Here is a 19,024-nt window from a genome sequence, read left to right on the forward strand (position 1 = left end):
CATCACTCACCAGCGAAAACCAAACCATGTAATGTCGTCCCGCGACAACTCCTGTCCCTGCCATGTCTGCAACGCCGAGCCCAGCGCGCGGGAGAGATCCTGCATCGGCAGGTGTCTTTCCTGCAGCAGAACCGACTGAATGCGTTTTTTGCCGAGCATAATGCCCCGCTCGCCGCCGATCTGATCGGTCAGCCCGTCGGTGACTATCAGCACCTGATCGCCCTTAACGAGCGGACGTTGATAGCGACGCCACTGGTGATCGGACGGCGTATCGCTGTAGCCCAGGCCTTTGCGATCTGCTTCCAGCACGCTGACTTCTTCCGCCTGCGCCCCCAGCACAAAGGCGTGCATTTGCGCGTTCGCCCATAACATCTGCGCATTCTGGTTATCGACATACAGGGCGATGGCATCACAGCCGTCGTTGGACTGGCTGAGATCGGCGCTGGGGTGCAGCTGGCTGAGCGTCTGTTTGATATAGCGGTTGATGATGGCAAGCAGGCGCTCCGGCTCGTGCGGCGCGGCCAGGGTCTGCGCTTTTTCCAGCGCCGAGGCGAAGATAAAGGTCATAAAAGCGCCGGGGACGCCGTGGCCGGTACAGTCGGCGATCACCGCCAGCCAGCCCTGTTCATCACGACGGAATGCATAAATATCGCCGCCCACGCAGTCGCGCGGCTGCCAGAACAGGCACCAGTCGTTAAGGGTTTCCTCAATGCTCTGCCGTGAACGGGAAAGCATCGACTCCTGGATCACCCGCGCATATTCAATGCTCTGCATAATCTGAAAATGCTGTTTGGCCTGTAAATCTGACACGGTTTTGATGAGATCGATGCCCAGCCCGATGCCGATGTACTGCCCGTCTTCCGTCAGGATAAAGCCTTCCGTCACCGCTTTATCGCCGGTTTCCACCACCTGGCCTGCCAGAAACTCCAGCCCGGCGCTGGCCTCGACGATCAGCGGCGTCTTATCCATAAACGCAATACAGCTTTTTTGATCGTAAAGCTCATGAAAGAACGGGCGGCTCATCTGTGAGAGAAAAATATGGCGATTGATCATGCCGACCGGGCGATTATTTTCCAGCACCGGCAGGCCAATCAAAGACTTATGTTCGTTAAACAGCGCCATCACCCGCAGATTGGTGGAATCGGGTGTGACATGTGGAACGTCAATACGCAACATTCCTGCGTTAAGCTGTCGGGAGGAAAGAGGAATATCCATGAAAATCCGCGTGTTCCCTGAGATAAGAATTATCTGAATCCTACAGGGCATGTATGACGGTTTTATTTCAGTGACAGGGCAGCGGTGGGGCGTTTGCGCAAAAAAAAGCCCGCACAAGGCGGGCAACATAATACTGGAAGCAATGTGAGCAATGTCGTGCTGAATACCTGAGTGTTTTGCTCAACTATTCAGTAATGAGAAAGATAATCCTTATCATCTGAACTATCAACCCCTTCTTTATTGCGGATTTTTTCCGGAGGTTTTGCCGCCTGTTACCGCTGCTGACAATTCGTTAAGGATTGTGGCAAATGATCTTGCTTGCAGAAACATAATGCGTATAGTTCTCATTCTCTTTATTGTTATGGCGCATGAGCGCTACCTCCCTGACTATTCGCATTGAAGGCAAAGGATTTTCCACATGAAAATGAAAACGTCTGCACTGGCTCTGCTGGTTGCGGTTGCCCTGAGCGGGTGCAGCGCGCCGCATAGCTCCGACGCAAAAAAACCGGCTGAAGCGCCGAAAACCCAGACCACCGCTCAGGCTGACAGCAGTGTGGTAAAACGCGTGCTGGCGGAAGGCGTGTACGAACTGGCGCTAAGCCCGGCGGGCGATGCGCTCTATGTCGCCAGCGCAGAAGGCTTCAAAGATGTGCAGGGCGGGATGGTCTACAAACTTGATCCGAAAACGCTGAAAACCCTCGGCGTCACCCATACCGATCTGAAAAACTTCGGCGTGGATATGTCGGCAGACGGCAAAACCCTGTACGTCACCAACTCGCTGGACGCGGGGATCAGCGCCATCAATACCGCCGACGGTAAAGTCATCGACCGCGCCCTGTTCCCGGAGCGTAATCCGGAAGGCTTCCCTTACGGCGCGCGTCAGGTGTTGCTGCACAACGGCCTGCTGTATATCGGCGCGGTCGCCGATCCGGCGCTGATCTGGGTCGTGGATGCGAAAACCATGAAGCTGAAAACGCGCATCAAAAACACCGGCAAATGGATGACCGGCCTGCATTACTCAGAAAAAACCGGGCGCATCTATGCCGCAAACGGCGGCGGCGAGATCCTGGTGATCAACCCGCGTAACAACCGCGTCGAAAAACGCTGGAAGCCGCTCGGCGAAAAAGAGGCGCTGCTGCTGAATATCGCAGAAGACAGCGCCACCGGCCGCCTGTTCGTCACCGATAACTCGAAGGCGAAAACCACGCTGGTGCTGGACATCAACACCGGCACGGTGATCAAACAGCTGCCGGTCGGCGATTCGCTGGCTGTGAAATTCAATGCCAAACGCAACGAGCTTTATATTTCCCAGCGTGATTCCGGCAAAGTGCTGAGCCTCGACGCCACCACCTACGCGGTGAAAAAATCCTGGGATCTGCCGCCACACCCGAACAGCCTGCTGCTTTCCGCTGACGGCCAGACGCTGTTTGTCACCGTGAAGCAGGCGTTTAATAAAGATCACTCCACCAAAGGCCCGGACAGCGTGGTCCGTATTGACCTGAATAAATAACCGAACCGGCCCGGCGACGGGCCTTTTATCCCTTTCTCATAAAAGATGACCATGAACAGTACTGCTCCTTTGCATAAGACGTTGCTGGCGCTGGCGATCGGTGCCGTAACCCATACCGCGACGGCGGAAACCCAGCCCCCGGCGGCGACGGAAGATACGATAGTGGTCCAGGCGGCGGGTAGTGATTTTACCGCTGGCGGCGACCAGCTGGTTCCCGCGTACTTGGATGGACAGGTGGCGCACGGCGGGCGTCTGGGGATGCTCGGCGAGCAAAACGCAATGGACGTGCCGTTCAACGTCATCGGTTACACCGCGAAAGCGGTGCAGGATCAGCAGGCGAAAACCATCGCCGATGTGGTCAGCAACGACGCGGGCGTGCAGGCGGTGCAGGGCTACGGCAACTTCGCGGAAACCTACCGCATTCGCGGCTTTAAGCTCGATGGCGACGACATGACCATGGGCGGTCTGCCGGGCATCGTGCCGCGTCAGGTGGTGGATACGCAGATGCTGGAACGTGTGGAGATCTTCAAAGGTGCGAATGGTCTGCTGAACGGCGCGGCGGCCAGCGGCGTGGGCGGCATGATCAACCTTGAACCTAAGCACGCGGAAGACACGCCTGTCACCCGCGTTGGCGTGGATTACGCCAGCCAGGCGCAGATCGGCGGCTCGCTGGATCTGGGGCGTCGTTTTGGCGATGACAACCAGTTCGGGGCGCGGGTTAATCTGCTGCACAGGGAAGGCGAGGGGGCAGTGGATGACGATCACCGTCGCACCACGCTGGCCGCCATCGGGCTGGATTATCGCGGCGAGCGTCTGCGCACCTCGCTGGACGTGGGCTACCAGAAGAAAACCTTCCACGGCAGCAACGTTGGCATCAAAATCAGCAAGGTCGATTTCATTCCCGATCTGCCGGATCCTACGCACAACTACAGCCAGCAGTGGGGCTACAGCGACATCGAAAACGAATTCGGCATGGCGCGTGCCGAGTTTGATGTGACGGATGCCTGGACGGCGTACACGGCGTTCGGCGGCCAGCATGCCCATGAAACCGGGCTGTACAGCTCACCGGAGATCATCAATAAGCAGGGCGATGCGTGGATCGGCCGTCTGGATACCAACCGTATTTCCGACTCCTTCAGCGGCATGGCGGGTCTGCGCGGGCAGTTTGATACCGGCGTGGTGTCCCACAAGGTGAATGCCGGTTATTCGGCGCTGACCAAAAAAGACAACACCGCCTGGCGATCCACCGCCGAAGCGAACCGTCCGCTGATCAATATCTACGATACCGACAGCGTATCGCGTCCGGGTTATAACTCCGTGGGCGGTAACTATTTCGATCCGCTGACCACCAGCCGCAACCGCACCCAGGGCTGGCTGTTCAGCGATACCTTAGGCGTGCTGGATGACCGCCTGCAACTGACCGTCGCCGCCCGTCATCAGAAAGTGGTGGTGCGTAACTACAGCAACGCCACCGGCGCGGAAACCCTGACCGCGCGCTATACCGAAAGCCGCTGGATGCCAACCTATGGCGTGGTGTATAAGCCGTGGGAACAGGTATCGCTCTACGCTAACCATACTGAATCTTTACAGCCAGGCAGCAACGCGCCGAAAGACGCCGCCAACGCCTTTGAATCCGTCGGTATCATTCACGCGAAGCAAAACGAAGTGGGCGTAAAGGTCGACTATGGGCGTGTCGGCGGGACGCTGGCGCTGTTTGAAATCAAAAAGCCCTCCGCCATTCTGGACAGCGCCACAAAACGTTACGGGCTGGACGGCGAGCAGCGTAACCGTGGCGTGGAGCTGAACGTCTTCGGCGAGCCGGTACTTGGCCTGCGTCTGAACGGCAGCACCACCTGGATCGATCCGGAAATGACCCGCACCAAAGACGGCATCAACGACGGCAAAGACGCTATCGGCGTACCGAACTTCTTCATGGTGGTGGGCGCGGAGTATGACATCAAACCGATCGACGGCCTTACCGCCACCGCGCGCGTTAACCACACCGGTTCACAGTACGCCGACGCCGCCAACACCAAAAAGCTCGACAGCTACACCACCCTGGATCTCGGCATGCGTTACCGGATGCGCCTTAACGAGGCGCAGAACGAGATGATCTGGCGCGTGGGCGTGGATAACGTCACTAATGAGAAATACTGGTCCGGCGTGGAAGATCTCGGCACCTATATTTTCCAGGGCGAAGGACGCACGCTGAAAGTCTCTATGAGCTACGATTTCTGATCCCCCGCACCTCGTTATGACGGGCAGGGACGCCCATCATAATTGCCACCTCCGGCGCTAAATGTTAAAACGTGCCCCTTCAAATAAAAGACACACAGGGGAAAGACGTGAAAAACGCGTCACAAGTCGCGCCGGAAACCGGGCCGACGCTGCAACGGGGCTTAAAAAACCGACATATTCAGCTTATCGCCCTCGGCGGCGCTATCGGTACCGGACTGTTTCTCGGCATTGGTCCGGCGATCCAGATGGCGGGCCCGGCGGTACTGCTCGGCTACGCGCTGGCCGGGATCATCGCTTTTTTGATCATGCGCCAGCTGGGTGAAATGGTGGTCGAAGAGCCGGTATCCGGATCTTTTTCCCATTTCGCCTATAAATACTGGGGCCCGTTCGCCGGCTTCCTCTCCGGCTGGAACTACTGGGTGATGTTCGTGCTGGTGGGCATGGCGGAACTCACCGCCGCGGGCATTTACATGCAGTACTGGCTGCCGGACGTCCCGACCTGGGTGTGGGCGGCGACCTTCTTCATTCTTATCAACGCCGTCAATCTGGTGAACGTGCGCCTGTACGGTGAGATGGAGTTCTGGTTTGCGCTGATCAAAGTGCTGGCGATTATTGCGATGATCGGCTTTGGCCTGTGGCTGCTGTTCTCCGGCAGCGGCGGCGAGCGTGCCGGTATCGACAACCTGTGGCAGCACGGCGGCTTTCTGGCCACCGGCTGGCACGGGCTGATCCTGTCGCTGGCGGTGATCATGTTCTCCTTTGGCGGGCTGGAGCTGATTGGCATTACGGCGGCGGAAGCCAGTTCCCCGGAAACCACCATCCCGAAAGCGGTGAACCAGGTGGTGTACCGCATTCTGCTGTTTTACATCGGCTCGCTGGTGGTGCTGTTAGCGCTCTATCCGTGGGTGGATGTGAAAGCCAACAGCAGCCCCTTTGTGTTGATTTTCCACGATATGAACAGCAATATCGTCGCCTCGGCGCTGAACTTCATCATTCTGGTGGCCTCGCTGTCGGTGTTTAACAGCGGCGTTTACTCCAACAGCCGTATGCTGTTCGGCCTGTCGGTGCAGGGCAACGCCCCGGCGTTTTTAACCCGCGTCAACAAACGCGGCGTGCCGGTGAACTCCCTGTTCCTGTCAGCGGCCATCACCTCGCTGGTGATCCTGGTGAACTATCTGCTGCCGCAGGAAGCCTTTGGTCTGCTGATGGCGCTGGTGGTTGCCACCCTGCTGCTCAACTGGCTGATGATCTGCCTCGCGCACCTCAAGTTCCGCGCCGCCATGCGCCGCAAGGGACGTGATACCCAGTTCAAAGCGCTGTTTTACCCGGCGAGCAACTACCTGTGCATCGCCTTCCTGGTGATGATCCTCGGCCTGATGTGCACCATGGAAAGTATGCGTACGTCTGCCATTCTGCTGCCGGTGTGGATCCTCTTCCTGTTTGTCGCCTTTAAGGTAATGCGCCGCCCTAAAGCGTGATCCTTTTCCCCTCATCCCACGGTGAGGGGAGTCCCTGATTATTTATCGTGATCCGCCTCGCGGATCCCATACGATCACCATGCACCTTATTTTGTAATCGATTACTTTTTAGCTGACGGCAATTTGTAATCGATTACTTTTTTCAGGTGAGGCAATAAAATGGTGTCAACAACCGAAAGTAGCGGAAGCAATCTGGCGCAGCACCGGTTACTCGTACCGCGGCTGTCGCTGATGATGTTTTTACAGTTTTTTATCTGGGGAAGCTGGTCAGTGACCCTCGGTCTGGTGATGACGCAGCACAATATGTCGCTGCTGATTGGCGATGCTTTTTCCGCCGGTCCCATCGCCTCCATTCTCTCGCCCTTTGTGCTCGGCATGCTGGTGGATCGCTTTTTCGCTTCGCAAAAAGTAATGGCGGTGATGCACCTCGCAGGGGCGGTCATTCTCTGGTTTGTGCCGCAGGCGCTGGTGGCGGAAAACGGCGCGCTGCTGATTGGCCTGCTGTTTGGCTATACCCTGTGCTACATGCCGACGCTGGCGTTAACCAACAACATTGCCTTTCACAGCCTGCGCAACATCGATAAAACCTTCCCGGTGGTGCGCGTGTTCGGCACCATCGGCTGGATTGTGGCGGGGATCTTTATCGGCGTCACCGGTATCGCCTCCAGCACCAGCATCTTTATGGTGGCGGCCATCTGCTCGGTGGCGCTGGCGATTTACAGTCTGACGCTGCCGCACACGCCCGCGCCTGCCAAAGGGCTGCCGGTGAAGGTGCGCGATCTGTTCTGCGCCGATGCCTTTGCGCTGCTCAAAACCCGCCACTTCTTTGTCTTTTCGCTGTGCGCGATGCTCATTTCCGTGCCGCTGGGCACCTATTATGCCTATACCGCGTCTTATCTTGCCGACGCCGGTGTCGCGGACGTCAGCACCGCCATGTCCTTCGGGCAGATGTCCGAGATTTTCTTCATGCTGGTGATCCCGCTGCTGTTCCGCCGCCTGGGAGTGAAATACATGCTGCTGATCGGCATGTTCGCCTGGTTCGTGCGCTACGCCTTTTTTGCGCTGGGCGTCAGCGAAGAGGGGCGCTTCCTGCTCTATCTCGGCATCCTGCTGCACGGCATCTGCTATGACTTCTTCTTCGTGGTCGGCTTTATCTATACCGATCGCGTGGCGGGGGAAAAGGTGAAAGGCCAGGCGCAAAGCATGATCGTGATGTTCACTTATGGTATCGGCATGCTGCTCGGCTCGCAGATTTCCGGCGCACTCTATAACCGTCTGGTGGCCGGGCAAAGCGTGCCACAGGCATGGGTAACGTTCTGGTGGATCCCGGCGGTCGCCGCCGCGGTGATCGCGCTGATTTTCATGTTGTCATTTAAATACGACGATAAAGAACAGGCTTAAGTTGTGGGAGAAGTTATGAAAACCATTAAGGGACCGGGTATTTTCCTGTCGCAGTTTATTGGCAGCGACGCGCCATTTAACACGCTGGACGGCCTCGCGGCCTGGGCGGCGGAACGCGGTTATAAAGCGCTGCAAATTCCCTGTCACCACCCGACGATTTTTGACGTCGCGCAGGCGGCGGAAAGCCAGGCCTACTGCGACGATATTATCGCAAGGCTGGCGGGCCACGGGCTGGTCATCAGCGAACTTTCCACCCATCTGGAAGGACAGCTGATCGCCGTGCATCCCGCGTACGATGCGGCCTTTGACGGTTTCGCCCCGCCGGAGGTGCGCGGCAAGCCCGTGGCGCGTCAGGCGTGGGCCGTGGAGAAGCTTGAGCAGGCGGCACGGGCGTCACAGCGGCTTGGTTTAACGGCGCACGCCACCTTTTCCGGCGCGCTGGCCTGGCCCTATTTCTATCCCTGGCCGCCGCACAACGCGCAACTGCTGGAGGAAGCCTTTCATGAACTGGCCGCCCGCTGGCGTCCGATCTTCGACGTTTTCGATCGCCACGGGGTTAACGTCTGCTTTGAGATCCATCCGGGGGAAGATCTGCACGACGGCGCGACCTTTGAGCGCTTTCTTGAGTTAGTGGATCATCACCCGCGCTGCAATATGCTCTACGATCCGAGCCATCTGCTGCTACAGCACATCGATTATCTGGCGTTTATCGATCGCTATCATGCGCGTATTAAAGCCTTTCACGTTAAGGATGCGGAGTTCCGCAGCAACGGGCGCAGCGGCGTCTACGGCGGCTATCAACCGTGGATCGACCGCGCCGGACGCTTTCGCTCGCCGGGCGACGGGCAGATCGACTTCGGGGCGATTTTCAGCAAGCTGACGCAGTACGGCTACGACGGCTGGGCGGTGCTGGAGTGGGAGTGCTGCCTGAAAACAGGCGATGCGGGTGCGCGGGAAGGCAGCGAGTTTATCCGCCGTCATATCATTCCGGTGGCGGATCGCGCCTTTGATGACTTCGCCGCCAGCGCGTCGGATCGCGCCAGCGTGCGCAGGATGCTGGGACTGGGAGACGCCTTATGATCAGGGTCGGTATCATCGGCAGCGGTTTTATCGGCCCGGCGCATATCGAAGCCCTGCGCCGTCCGGGCTTCGTTGAGGTGGTGGCGCTGTGCGACAGCTCGCTGGCGGCCGCGCAGGAGAAAGCGGCGGCGCTGAACGTGCCGCATGCCTACGGCACGGTGGCGGATTTTCTGGCGCATCCGGGGCTGGACGTGGTGCACAACTGCACGCCCAATCATCTTCATGCGGACATTAACCGGCAGATCCTGCGCGCCGGGAAGCATGTCTTTTCCGAAAAACCGCTCTGCATGACGCCGGAGGAAGCGCGTGAACTGGTGGCGCTGGCACAGGCGGCGGGCGTAGTGCATGGCGTCAGCTTCGTTTACCGCCAGTTTGCGATGGTGCAGCAGGCGGCGAGTATGCAGCGCCACGGGCAGACGGGGCGGCTGTTCTCGGTGTACGGCAGCTATTTGCAGGACTGGATGCTGCTGGAAACCGACTATAACTGGCGGGTGGACGCGGCGAAGGGCGGCCTCTCCCGCGCGGTGGCGGATATTGGTTCCCACTGGTGCGACACGGTGCAGTTTGTCACCGGGCGGCGCATCACCGAAGTGATGGCGGATCTGGCGATCGTCTGGCCGACGCGCAAAGCACGCACCGACGGCGGGGCGACCTTCAGCCAGGGGGATGAGGCCGCGCAGTATGAGGATAAACCGGTCACCACCGAGGACGGTGGCGCGGTGCTGCTGCGTTTTGACGACGGCAGCAAAGGTTGTTTCAGCGTCTCGCAGGTCAGCGCCGGACGCAAAAATCGCCTCAGCTTTGAGCTGAACGGCAGCGCCTGCTCACTGGCCTGGGATCAGGAAGTGCCGCAGCAGCTGTGGATCGGCCATCGTAACCAGCCTAATCAGATCCTGACTGACGATCCGGGACTGATGGCGCGGGACGCCGCCGCCAGCGCCCATTTTCCCGGCGGGCATATCGAAGGCTGGCCGGACGCCTTTAAAAATATGATGCTGCACTTTTATGAGGCGGTGCGCGCCGGAAAAATGCCCGATGCCGGAACGGCGGCTTTCGCCACCTTTGAGGATGGCGCGAACGTGATGTTTATCATTGATGCGATTATAAAAAGCCACCAGCAGCAGCGCTGGATCCGCGTGGCATCCTGAACTACAGCCCGGTTCGCCGGGCAGCAAATTTGTGATAGCCTGCAAACATTGCATTGCGTCAACCGCAGGATGTGTCCTCGTTATGTCAATTCAGAAAATCGCCCGGCTGGCGGGCGTTTCCGTCGCCACGGTGTCGCGCGTGCTCAACAACAGCGACTCCGTGAAAGCGAAAAACCGCGAACGGGTGCTGGCGGCTATTCAGGAAAGCAATTATCAGCCTAACCTGCTGGCCCGCCAGCTGCGCACCGCGCGCAGCTATATGATCCTCGTGCTGGTTTCCAATATCGCCAACCCCTTTTGCGCGGAAGTGGTGAAGGGCATTGAAGAAGAAGCCGAGAAAAACGGCTACCGCATTCTGCTGTGTAATTCCGGCTCTGACGTGGCGCGTTCCACCTCGGCGCTGAAATTGCTCTCCGGCAAAATCGTTGACGGCATAATCACCATGGACGCCTTCAGCAAATTGCCGGAACTGACCGCCATGATTGGCCAGGCCCCCTGGGTGCAGTGCGCCGAATACGCCGATTCCGGGAATGTCTCCTGCGTCGGCATTAACGACGTTGACGCCGCCCAGCACGTGATCGGGAAACTGGTGGCCGGTGGTCGCCAGCGCATTGCGCTGATCAACCACGATCTCAGCTATAAATATGCCCGGCTGCGCGAGCGCGGCTATAAAACCGGACTGCATCAGGCCAGGCTGGACTATAACGCCGTGGAATATGCCAGCGAACTGAGCTTCCGCGCGGGCGTTGCGGCGATGGAAAAACTGTTGCAGGCCGACGTGCGCCCGGACGCGGTCTTTGCGGTATCGGATACTCTGGCGGCAGGGGCGATGCTGGCAATTGCTAACGCCGGACTGAAAACGCCGGAAGATATCGCGGTCGTCGGCTTTGACGGCACAGCCCTGGCGGAGATGGTTTCGCCGCCGCTCAGCACCGTTGAGCAGCCTTCTCAGGACATTGGCCGCACCGCGGTCGGGTTACTGCTGAATAAAATTGATAACCCGGACGCGCCCGCCCAGCGGGTGATGATGGACTGGCACTATATTTCTCGCCTGAGCGCGTAGTTTTTTAAGGGAGAGTTACCGGTGAACCGGCAACGACAAGCTGATCTTTTTCTCGTCCTGACCACCATGATCGCCGCCTGCGGCTGGATCTTCTCCCGTGAAGCCATTGCCGGGATGCCGGTATTCGCTTTCCTTGCGCTGCGTTTTTGCGGCGGTGCGCTGGTGCTGCTGCCGTTCTGCCGCGGCCAGCGCATTGCCCGTACCCAGCTGAAGCCGGTGATCATCAGCGGTTTATGGATGGCGCTCAACCTGTGCCTGTGGATCTGGTCAGTGTCGGTGACGCCATCGCTGGGGGAGGGGGCGTTTATTATGAGCCTCTCCATGCTGTTCGTGCCGCTGGTGGCCTGGGGTATGATGGGCGTGCGCCCGGCGCGGGCCTACTGGGAGTGCCTGCCGCTGGCGATTATCGGGCTGGCGCTGTTAAGCCTGCACGTGCCCATCACCTTTAACGCCAGCCAGGGCTGGTTTTTACTCACCGCCTTTGTGCAGTCGATCTCCTTTTGCTACACCAGTCGCGTCGCCCGCGACGTGCCGCTGATCCCGCTCACCACCGCGCAGCTGGCCATCACCGGCCTGAGCGCGCTGTTGATCTCCGCGTTGTTTGAGCCCTGGACGCAGGGTATCAGCCTCAGCACCTTTGGCTGGCTAATCGCCAGTATTTTCATCGCCACTGCGCTGCGCTTTGGCCTGCAATTGCAGGGGCAAAAACACGCCGCCGTCGCCAGCGCCGCCATCATTATGGTGCTGGAGCCGCTGCTGACGGTGATCGCCGCCTCGGTGTGGTACGGCGAACGGCTGCCGCTGCAGAAGATCATCGGCGGCGTGCTGATCCTCGTGGCGCAAATCTGGTTCCGCTGGCGGATGGTGAAACGGCTGCCTGCGTAGGGTTACTGTTTGTCGGTGCAGACCGGCATCAGGTGCTGACGACCGCAGACCGCTGCCGTCGCCAGCGCCAGCATCATCACCACTTCCACGGCGAGAAAGCCGCTCAGCGCCGACGAATAATTTCCCTGGCTGCGCGCCAGCAGATGCAGGAACAGACTCCCTAACACCGCCGGGCCAAGGCCGAGCGTCGCCTGTTGCAGCGTGCTGAGAATGGCGCTGCCCGCTCCGGCATCACGGGCGGCGATATCCCGCATCCCGATACGATAAAAGCTGTTCACAATTAACGCCTGTCCGTAGCCAATCAGCGCCGTGGACGGGGCCAGCGCCAGCGCGCCCACCACCCGGCCGGAGGCGGTCAGCGTGGCGATCAGCGCCAGCAGGCCGAGCACCTGAATGGCGATGCCGGTCAGCAAAATGGTGCTGGTGGCGTGGCGGGCAATCAGTCTGGGGGCATAGCAGGCGGAAACAAAATAGGCGACGCCGAGCGCGATAAAACTGTTTCCCGACTGCCACGGCGCCATGCCCATGCCCGCCTGCATCGTCAGCGCCATACAGAACATAAAGCCGGACCAGGCGCTGAAAAACAGCAGGGCGATAAGAATACCGAAACGGATGCTGGCGAGCTTCAGCAGGCGTGGCGGCAGCAACGGTTGCAGGCCACGCTGTTGCTGGCGCGCGGCATCGCTGCGCATCCACAGCGCCAGCGGGATCACCGCCAGCAGCGCCGCCGTTGTCGGCCACGGCCAGTGCAGTTCCGGGCCGAGGGCCAGCGGGAACAGCAGACAACAGAGGATCAGCGCCAGCAGCAGCGTGCCGCGCCAGTCGATACGTGACGGCGCATCGCTGCGGGTTTCCGGCACGTAACGAGGCGTCATCGCCAGTACCAGCAGACAGATCGGCACGTTAATGAAAAAGGCATTACGCCAGCCCAGCCCGGCGATATCCGCCGACACCAGCCAGCCGCCGCCCATCTGCCCGATGATAAAGGCGATGCCGCCAATGCCGCCGTACAGGCTGATGGCTTTCGCCCGCGCGCTGCCCGACAGCGTAACGTGCAGGGTAGCGAGAATTTGCGGCACGATCAGCGCCGCGCCCATGCCCTGCAACGTGCGGGCAGCCAGCAGCGCGCCAACCGAGTTCGCCATGCCGCACAGCAGCGAGGCGAGGCCAAAAGCCGCCACGCCCCACATAAATACCCGGCGACGACCAAGATTGTCGCCGAGCTTACTGCCCATCGCCAGACAGACCGCAAAGGCCACGCCGTACAGCGCGACGATCAGCTCCAGCTGGGTGGCGCTGGTATGCAGCGAGCCGGTAATGGAATCAAGGGCCACATTGGTAATAGAGGTGTCGATCAGCGGTAACATTTGTCCGGTCAGCAGGACGATCAGCGCCGCCCGACCCGGCGAAACAGCAGAGGTATGCATGGTAACTCCATTGCGTCATTCATCAGATGGACGTAGCATCGCGGAATCATTAAACGGGTACCAGTTCTTGCTTATACTGGTACTGGCACTACCATGCTGGGGATGATTATGACGATGCTGGTTGACCGGGCGGCGACGCTGACCATTCAGGATGAGAACCGCAAACAGCTTGGCGCGTTCTTACGTGCGCGGCGGGAAAGCCTTGATCCGCAGCGTCTGGGGCTGCCGCGCAGCGGTCGGCGGCGCACGCCAGGCCTGCGACGCGAAGAGGTGGCGATGCTCGCCGATGTCGGCGTCACCTGGTACACCTGGCTTGAGCAGGGGCGGGAGGTGAATCCCTCGGCAACGGTAATGCAGGCCATTGCCACTGCGCTGCAATGTTCCCCCACCGAAACCCGGCATCTGTTTGTGCTGGCTGGCTTAACGCCTGGTGAAATCCCGCCGTTGTCCGGCTGCGAACTGATCAGCGACGGCACACGCCGACTGCTCGACAGTCTCAATCCGCAGCCCGCCAGCATCCAGCGCCCGAGCTTTGACATCGTGGCGTGGAACGACAGCTTTAGCCGTCTGATGGGCGTTGATTTCGCGCTGATCCCCGACGATGAGCGCAACTGTATCTATCTGTATCTTACCAATCCCGTCTGGCGCAGCCGCCTGGGAGTAAGTGATACGGTGTTGCAGACCTTTGTGGCCTATTTCCGCGCGGCGATGGCGGAACACCGGGGCGAGCCGTTCTGGGAGAATAAACTGGCGCGCTTTTTTGCCGTCTCGCCGGAATTCGAGGCGCTGTGGCATAAACGCTATGAGGTGTCTGGCGTAGAAAATAAAATAAAAACCTTCAGCCATCCGCAGCTGGGGGAATTCACCTTGCAGCAGATGTACTGGTATTCCGCGCCGCGTAACGGCTCGCGGCTGCTGGTTTATCTGCCGGTCGATGCGGCGGGAGAGCAGGCGCTGGCATTTCTGGCGCGCGGCTAAGCAGCGGCAGTATTATTCCGGGCGAATACGCTGACGCGCTTTTTTCGGCAGGCGGTCCACCACCAGATGCCAGGCGTCGAGGATCAGATCCTCCACCAGGCCTTCGCTGATATCCTCGCCCGCGTAGATTGAGATCCAGTGTTTTTTATTCAGATGCCAGCCGGGCTCGATGCTCGGGTAGATCTGCCGGTTGAGCAGCGATTTTTGCGGATCGGCTTTCACGCTGACCAGCGGACGCCCGCGGGCGGTGGCGGTCATCATGAAAATCTTACCGTTGACCTTAAAGACGTCGATGTCAGGACCAAAGGGCCAGCAGTGCTCGGTAAAGGGGAGTTCCAGCGCCACGCGATGCGCGCAGGCCTGTAGGGTTTTGCTGTCCATTATTCTTCCTCAATGGACAGGGCGCGCCACATCGCTTCAAAGCCGTGGGCTTTAATATCAACCGCCCGCTCAGGCTGGCGGCTGGCGAATTCCATGGTGGTTTCCGCCAGCGATAAAAACAACGCATCGCCGAATGCGCGAAATTCTTCCGTCATAAATACCGGCAACAATGAACGGCGACACAGCTGACGCAGTTCCGGGAACATGTCTTCCACGATTTGCAGCGTTTCGGGGGTGATCTTTTCGCTGACGGCGAGCTGGCGGATCGCCCCATGGCCGTTGAGATTACAAATGCCCCAGTCGATATAGCGATTCCAGATATGGCGGGTAAAACGCTTTGGATCGCTCTCCGAACGGTCGAGATCCGCCAGCATTGCCTGGCAGAGATCGCTTTTCAGATGCACATAGAGGGCGTTTAAGAGGTCGTCTTTCGTGGCGAAGTAGCGAAACAAGGTGCCTTCCGCCACGCCCGCTTTACGGGCAATGAGCGCGGTGGACGCCGTGATGCCGGATTGCGCAATAGCTTCTGTCGCCGCATCCAGCAGGGCCTGCTTCTTATCTTCACTTTTCGGACGAGCCACTACAGATTTCCTCACATTGGGCAAAAACGCTGATTGAATCATGCCAGACGCGATGTCGCAACGCTCTGTGTCAAAGATCGAAAATCGACTTGACGACTTTCGATGCCTTTCTATAATGAGTGCTTACTCACTCATAATCAAGTTTGCACTTATCGTTCCAGCGGACAGGAGCGATTTTTTTTGAGCCAGGATATGAAACGACTCCTTTTCAGCGTGGTTATTGTCATGTTAGTCGCAGCAACGGCCAGTTTACCTTTTGTCCTGAATGCGGGCTTCGGCCAGCCGCCGCAGGGCGCACAGCTTACTGAAGTGGAAAAATCGCCGCACTATCGTGACGGTCAGTTTCATAACGCGCTGCCCACGCCGGGTTTTACCGGTAAGAAAAATATGCTGGCGGCGTGGTGGGAGTTTCTGGTTACCAAACGCGAGAACGCCCGTCCGGCGCAGCCGCTGCCGATGGTGAACACCGATCTGGCGGGCCTGCCGTTGCAGGAAGACACCGTCGTCTGGCTGGGGCACTCATCCTGGTACATGCAGCTGGCAGGCAAACGCATTCTCATCGACCCGGTGTTCAGCAATTACGCCGCGCCGTTTTCCTTTATCAATAAGGCCTTTGCCGGAGAGTATCCGTGGCGGGCAGAGACGATGCCGGACATCGATCTGCTGATTATTTCCCATGACCATTACGATCATCTCGATCACGCCACCATTACCGCGCTGCTGCCGAAAGTGAAGCGGGTGGTGACGCCGCTTGGTGTGGGATCGCATCTGCGCTACTGGGGTATGGATCCGGCGATTATCACGGAAGCCGACTGGAACCAGGCGGTGCAAATCAGCGAAGATCTGCGCGTGCACGTGCTCCCCGCGCGGCATTTCTCCGGGCGCGGCCTGAAGCGTAATCAGACGCTATGGGCCAGCTTTATGCTGGAAACCCCGGCGCGCAAGGTTTACTACAGCGGCGATACCGGCTACGGCCCGCATTTCAGGGCGATAGGCGAGCAGTTCGGCAGCGTCGATCTGGCGATCCTTGAGAACGGTCAGTACGACGAAGACTGGAAATACATTCATATGATGCCGGAAGAAACCGCGCAGGCTGCCGTTGATCTGCATGCCCGCGCCGTTTTACCCGGTCACGCCGGACGCTTTGTGCTGGCAAAACACACCTGGGACGACCCGTACAAACGCCTGGCCACAGCCAGTGAGAACCGGGATTACCGGCTGCTTACGCCGCGCCTGGGCGAACCTGTACATGCCGCCGACGCGCTACAGCAGTTCATCGCCTGGTGGCGGTAATCCATCCTGATATAACTTTCGAAGAGCAGAGGGGGAGAAAAATGACTATTTCCGCTCAGGTTATCGACACTATCGTCGAGTGGATCGACGACAATCTGCATCAGCCTTTGCGGATTGATGACATCGCCCGCCACGCAGGCTACTCAAAGTGGCACCTGCAACGCCTGTTTATGCATTACAAGGGTGAAAGTCTGGGGCGTTATATTCGGGAGCGTAAACTGCGGCTGGCCGCGCGGGATCTGCGCGACACCGATCAGAAGGTTTACGATATTTGCCTGAAATATGGCTTTGATTCACAGCAGACCTTTACGCGCATCTTTACCCGCACTTTCCATCAGCCGCCGGGAGCCTATCGCCGCGAGAATCACGGCGTCACGCATTAAGATCCAGAGCAGGGGCGGGGCTTAGACCCAGTCCCTGACCTGAATAAACTCGCTCAGTGCCGCTTCCGGGCTGCCGGTTTCCGGCTGATAGTTATATTCCCACGCCACCTGCGGCGGCAGCGACATCAGGATCGATTCGGTGCGGCCGCCGGTTTGCAGGCCAAACAGCGTTCCGCGATCCCACACCAGATTAAATTCCACATAACGCCCGCGACGGTACAACTGAAAAGCGCGCTCGCGCTCGCCGAACGGCAGCGATTTGCGTTTTTCGACAATCGGCAGATAGGCGCGGGTATAACCTTCGCCCACCGCCTGCATAAAAGCAAAGCACTGCGCAAAGTCCGGGGTGTTCAGATCGTCAAAGAACAGCCCGCCGATGCCGCGCTGCTCGTTGCGGTGTTTTAAGAAGAAATAGTCGTCGCACCATTTTTTGTAGCGTGGGTAGACGTCTTCGCCAAACGGCAGGCAGAGTTCCCGGGCGGTACGGTGCCAGTGCACGGCGTCTTCTGCAAAACCGTAAAACGGCGTCAGATCAAAACCGCCGCCAAACCACCATACCGGATCGGCGCCGGGCTTTTCGGCAATGAAAAAGCGCACGTTGGCATGGCTGGTGGGCACATACGGGTTATGTGGATGCACCACCAGCGAGACGCCCATCGCCTCAAAAGAGCGGCCGGCCAGCTCCGGGCGGTGGGCGGTGGCCGAGGCGGGCATGGCCGCGCCATAAACGTGGGAAAAATTCACGCCCGCCTGCTCAAACACGCCGCCGTTGCGTAACACGCGGGTACGCCCGCCGCCACCGGCTTCGCGCTGCCAGTTATCTTCCAGAAAGTCTGCGCCGTCGACGGCGAAAAGCTGCTGACAGATCTCGTCCTGTAATTGCAGCAGGAAGGCTTTTACCAGGTTAGCGTCAGGTGTGGTCATTAACGTTTTCTCGAATGCGCTTTCTGGTTATCGAACCAGTTGAAGTAACTGATGACGCCTGACGCAATGGCGCTGGCGATCTTCTGACGGAAGGCGGCGGTGCCGAGCAATTTTTCTTCCGCCGGATTGGTGATGAATGACGTCTCCACCAGCACCGAGGGCACGGATGGCGATTTCAGCACCACAAACGCCGCCTGTTCCGTGTGCTTACTGTGCAGACGGTGCACCGGTTTAATCTGCTTCAGAATATGCGAGCCCAGCGTCAGGCTGTTTTTGATGGTGTCGGTCTGCACCAGGTCGAACAGCACCTGCTGCAAAAGGTGATCTTTATCGGTGGCTTTTTTACCGGCCAGCTCATCCACGGCGTTCTCGCGCTCTGACAGGTATTTCGCCATCGCGCTACTCGCGCCGCGATTGGAGAGAGCGAACACCGACGCACCGGCGGCATTGGGATTAGTAAAGCCGTCGGCGTGGATCGACATAAACAGATCCGCGCCGTGCTTATGGGCAATCTCCACGCGATCGTAGAGCGGGATAAAGGTGTCGCCGGTGCGCGTCAGACGGGCATCAATGCCTTTGCTGCGCAGAATGGAGCGCACGTTTTTGGCGATCGCCAGCACCACATGTTTCTCTTTCGAGCCGTTACCGCCAATCGCGCCGGTATCAATACCGCCATGACCGGGATCCAGTACCACGACACGGCGTGCGCCGCTTTTTTTCGCCTTCGGCTGGCTATGACTGTTGGCAACCTTCAGCGACGCTTCTTCTTTGGCGAGGGCTTTTGACATGCCGGACAGCGTAAGAACGGCCAGACCGGCTTTGAGCACCTGGCGACGCGAGGTGAGTGTTTTTAAGGGTTTGAATGTGTTCATACGGCCTGAACTGTAAAAAAGGGGTCCGTGGTGTTATATCGTATCGTGTTATCCGTTACGACACTCGTTGTTAAGAATTGTTTTACTTTTCATTTCAATACGTGACAGAGTCCTAGTATGCCATTTTTTCGCGCTGACTTCGCCGGATATTGGTTTCCCCGGCACTT

The 19,024-nt window shown here is 58.7% G+C and carries 17 protein-coding genes; 11 read left to right on the forward strand and 6 right to left on the reverse strand.

Features of this window, described 5'->3' with window-relative positions:
• Positions 1–6: 6 nt before the first annotated feature.
• On the reverse strand, positions 7–1,215 hold the full coding sequence (locus tag BMF08_RS11050; RefSeq protein WP_072567641.1) for a SpoIIE family protein phosphatase: 1,209 nt from the start codon (positions 1,213–1,215) through the stop codon (positions 7–9).
• 418 nt (positions 1,216–1,633) lie between these two features.
• Between BMF08_RS11050 and BMF08_RS11055 the strand changes: the two genes are divergently transcribed.
• From BMF08_RS11055 to BMF08_RS11090, 8 genes are all read left to right on the forward strand, one after another.
• Positions 1,634–2,725 carry a YncE family protein gene (locus BMF08_RS11055; protein WP_072567642.1) on the forward strand — a complete coding sequence of 364 codons (1,092 nt, stop codon included), beginning with the start codon at positions 1,634–1,636 and terminating at the stop codon, positions 2,723–2,725.
• 45 nt (positions 2,726–2,770) lie between these two features.
• On the forward strand, positions 2,771–4,963 hold the full coding sequence (locus BMF08_RS11060; protein ID WP_072567643.1) for a TonB-dependent receptor: 2,193 nt from the start codon (positions 2,771–2,773) through the stop codon (positions 4,961–4,963).
• A 107-nt stretch (positions 4,964–5,070) separates the two neighbouring features.
• Entirely contained in the window at positions 5,071–6,441 is a 1,371-nt protein-coding gene (gene pheP, locus BMF08_RS11065) for a phenylalanine transporter (protein WP_072567644.1), read from the forward strand.
• A gap of 159 nt (positions 6,442–6,600) precedes the next feature.
• Positions 6,601–7,842: an MFS transporter gene (locus tag BMF08_RS11070; protein ID WP_072567645.1), complete on the forward strand. Its 1,242-nt coding sequence runs from the start codon at positions 6,601–6,603 to the stop codon at positions 7,840–7,842.
• Positions 7,843–7,857: 15 nt separating this feature from the next.
• Positions 7,858–8,922, forward strand: coding sequence for a sugar phosphate isomerase/epimerase family protein (locus BMF08_RS11075; RefSeq protein ID WP_072567646.1), 1,065 nt, complete (start codon positions 7,858–7,860; stop codon positions 8,920–8,922).
• Positions 8,919–10,070 carry a Gfo/Idh/MocA family protein gene (locus BMF08_RS11080; protein WP_072567647.1) on the forward strand — a complete coding sequence of 384 codons (1,152 nt, stop codon included), beginning with the start codon at positions 8,919–8,921 and terminating at the stop codon, positions 10,068–10,070. The genes BMF08_RS11075 and BMF08_RS11080 overlap by 4 nt, the downstream gene beginning before the upstream one ends.
• Positions 10,071–10,152: 82 nt before the next feature.
• The gene (locus BMF08_RS11085; protein ID WP_072567648.1) at positions 10,153–11,133 is read left to right on the forward strand and encodes a LacI family DNA-binding transcriptional regulator; all 981 of its coding nucleotides are present in this window, start codon (positions 10,153–10,155) and stop codon (positions 11,131–11,133) included.
• 66 nt (positions 11,134–11,199) lie between these two features.
• On the forward strand, positions 11,200–12,018 hold the full coding sequence (locus tag BMF08_RS11090) for a DMT family transporter (protein ID WP_442778383.1): 819 nt from the start codon (positions 11,200–11,202) through the stop codon (positions 12,016–12,018).
• Positions 12,019–12,020: 2 nt separating this feature from the next.
• On the opposite strand, the gene BMF08_RS11095 is transcribed toward BMF08_RS11090, so the two are convergent.
• Positions 12,021–13,445 (reverse strand): MFS transporter, encoded by a 1,425-nt coding sequence (locus tag BMF08_RS11095; protein WP_072567650.1) that lies wholly within the window; start codon positions 13,443–13,445, stop codon positions 12,021–12,023.
• A gap of 108 nt (positions 13,446–13,553) precedes the next feature.
• Between BMF08_RS11095 and BMF08_RS11100 the strand changes: the two genes are divergently transcribed.
• Positions 13,554–14,423, forward strand: a complete 870-nt coding sequence (locus BMF08_RS11100) for a helix-turn-helix transcriptional regulator (protein WP_072569409.1) — start codon at positions 13,554–13,556, stop codon at positions 14,421–14,423.
• Positions 14,424–14,435: 12 nt separating this feature from the next.
• Here the strand turns inward: BMF08_RS11100 and BMF08_RS11105 are convergent, their stop codons facing one another.
• Together BMF08_RS11105 and BMF08_RS11110 are read right to left on the reverse strand one after the other, a co-directional pair.
• Positions 14,436–14,804: an MmcQ/YjbR family DNA-binding protein gene (locus BMF08_RS11105; RefSeq protein WP_072567651.1), complete on the reverse strand. Its 369-nt coding sequence runs from the start codon at positions 14,802–14,804 to the stop codon at positions 14,436–14,438.
• Positions 14,804–15,385 carry a TetR/AcrR family transcriptional regulator gene (locus tag BMF08_RS11110; protein WP_072567652.1) on the reverse strand — a complete coding sequence of 194 codons (582 nt, stop codon included), beginning with the start codon at positions 15,383–15,385 and terminating at the stop codon, positions 14,804–14,806. Before BMF08_RS11110 ends, BMF08_RS11105 begins: the two co-directional genes overlap by 1 nt.
• Before the next feature lie 192 nt (positions 15,386–15,577).
• Here BMF08_RS11110 and BMF08_RS11115 point away from each other — a divergent pair, with 192 nt between their 5' ends.
• On the forward strand, positions 15,578–16,678 hold the full coding sequence (locus BMF08_RS11115) for an MBL fold metallo-hydrolase (RefSeq protein ID WP_072567653.1): 1,101 nt from the start codon (positions 15,578–15,580) through the stop codon (positions 16,676–16,678).
• Positions 16,679–16,719: 41 nt separating this feature from the next.
• The gene (locus BMF08_RS11120; protein WP_072567654.1) at positions 16,720–17,061 is read left to right on the forward strand and encodes a RamA family antibiotic efflux transcriptional regulator; all 342 of its coding nucleotides are present in this window, start codon (positions 16,720–16,722) and stop codon (positions 17,059–17,061) included.
• 21 nt (positions 17,062–17,082) lie between these two features.
• Here the strand turns inward: BMF08_RS11120 and hemF are convergent, their stop codons facing one another.
• Together hemF and amiA are read right to left on the reverse strand one after the other, a co-directional pair.
• Positions 17,083–17,985, reverse strand: a complete 903-nt coding sequence (gene hemF / locus BMF08_RS11125; protein ID WP_072567655.1) for an oxygen-dependent coproporphyrinogen oxidase — start codon at positions 17,983–17,985, stop codon at positions 17,083–17,085.
• Complete coding sequence (amiA, locus tag BMF08_RS11130; protein ID WP_072567656.1) at positions 17,985–18,857, reverse strand: N-acetylmuramoyl-L-alanine amidase AmiA; 873 nt, start codon at positions 18,855–18,857, stop codon at positions 17,985–17,987. The genes hemF and amiA overlap by 1 nt, the downstream gene beginning before the upstream one ends.
• Positions 18,858–19,024: the final 167 nt, after the last annotated feature.

This window comes from Enterobacter sp. SA187, assembly GCF_001888805.2.
Lineage (GTDB): Bacteria > Pseudomonadota > Gammaproteobacteria > Enterobacterales > Enterobacteriaceae > Enterobacter_D.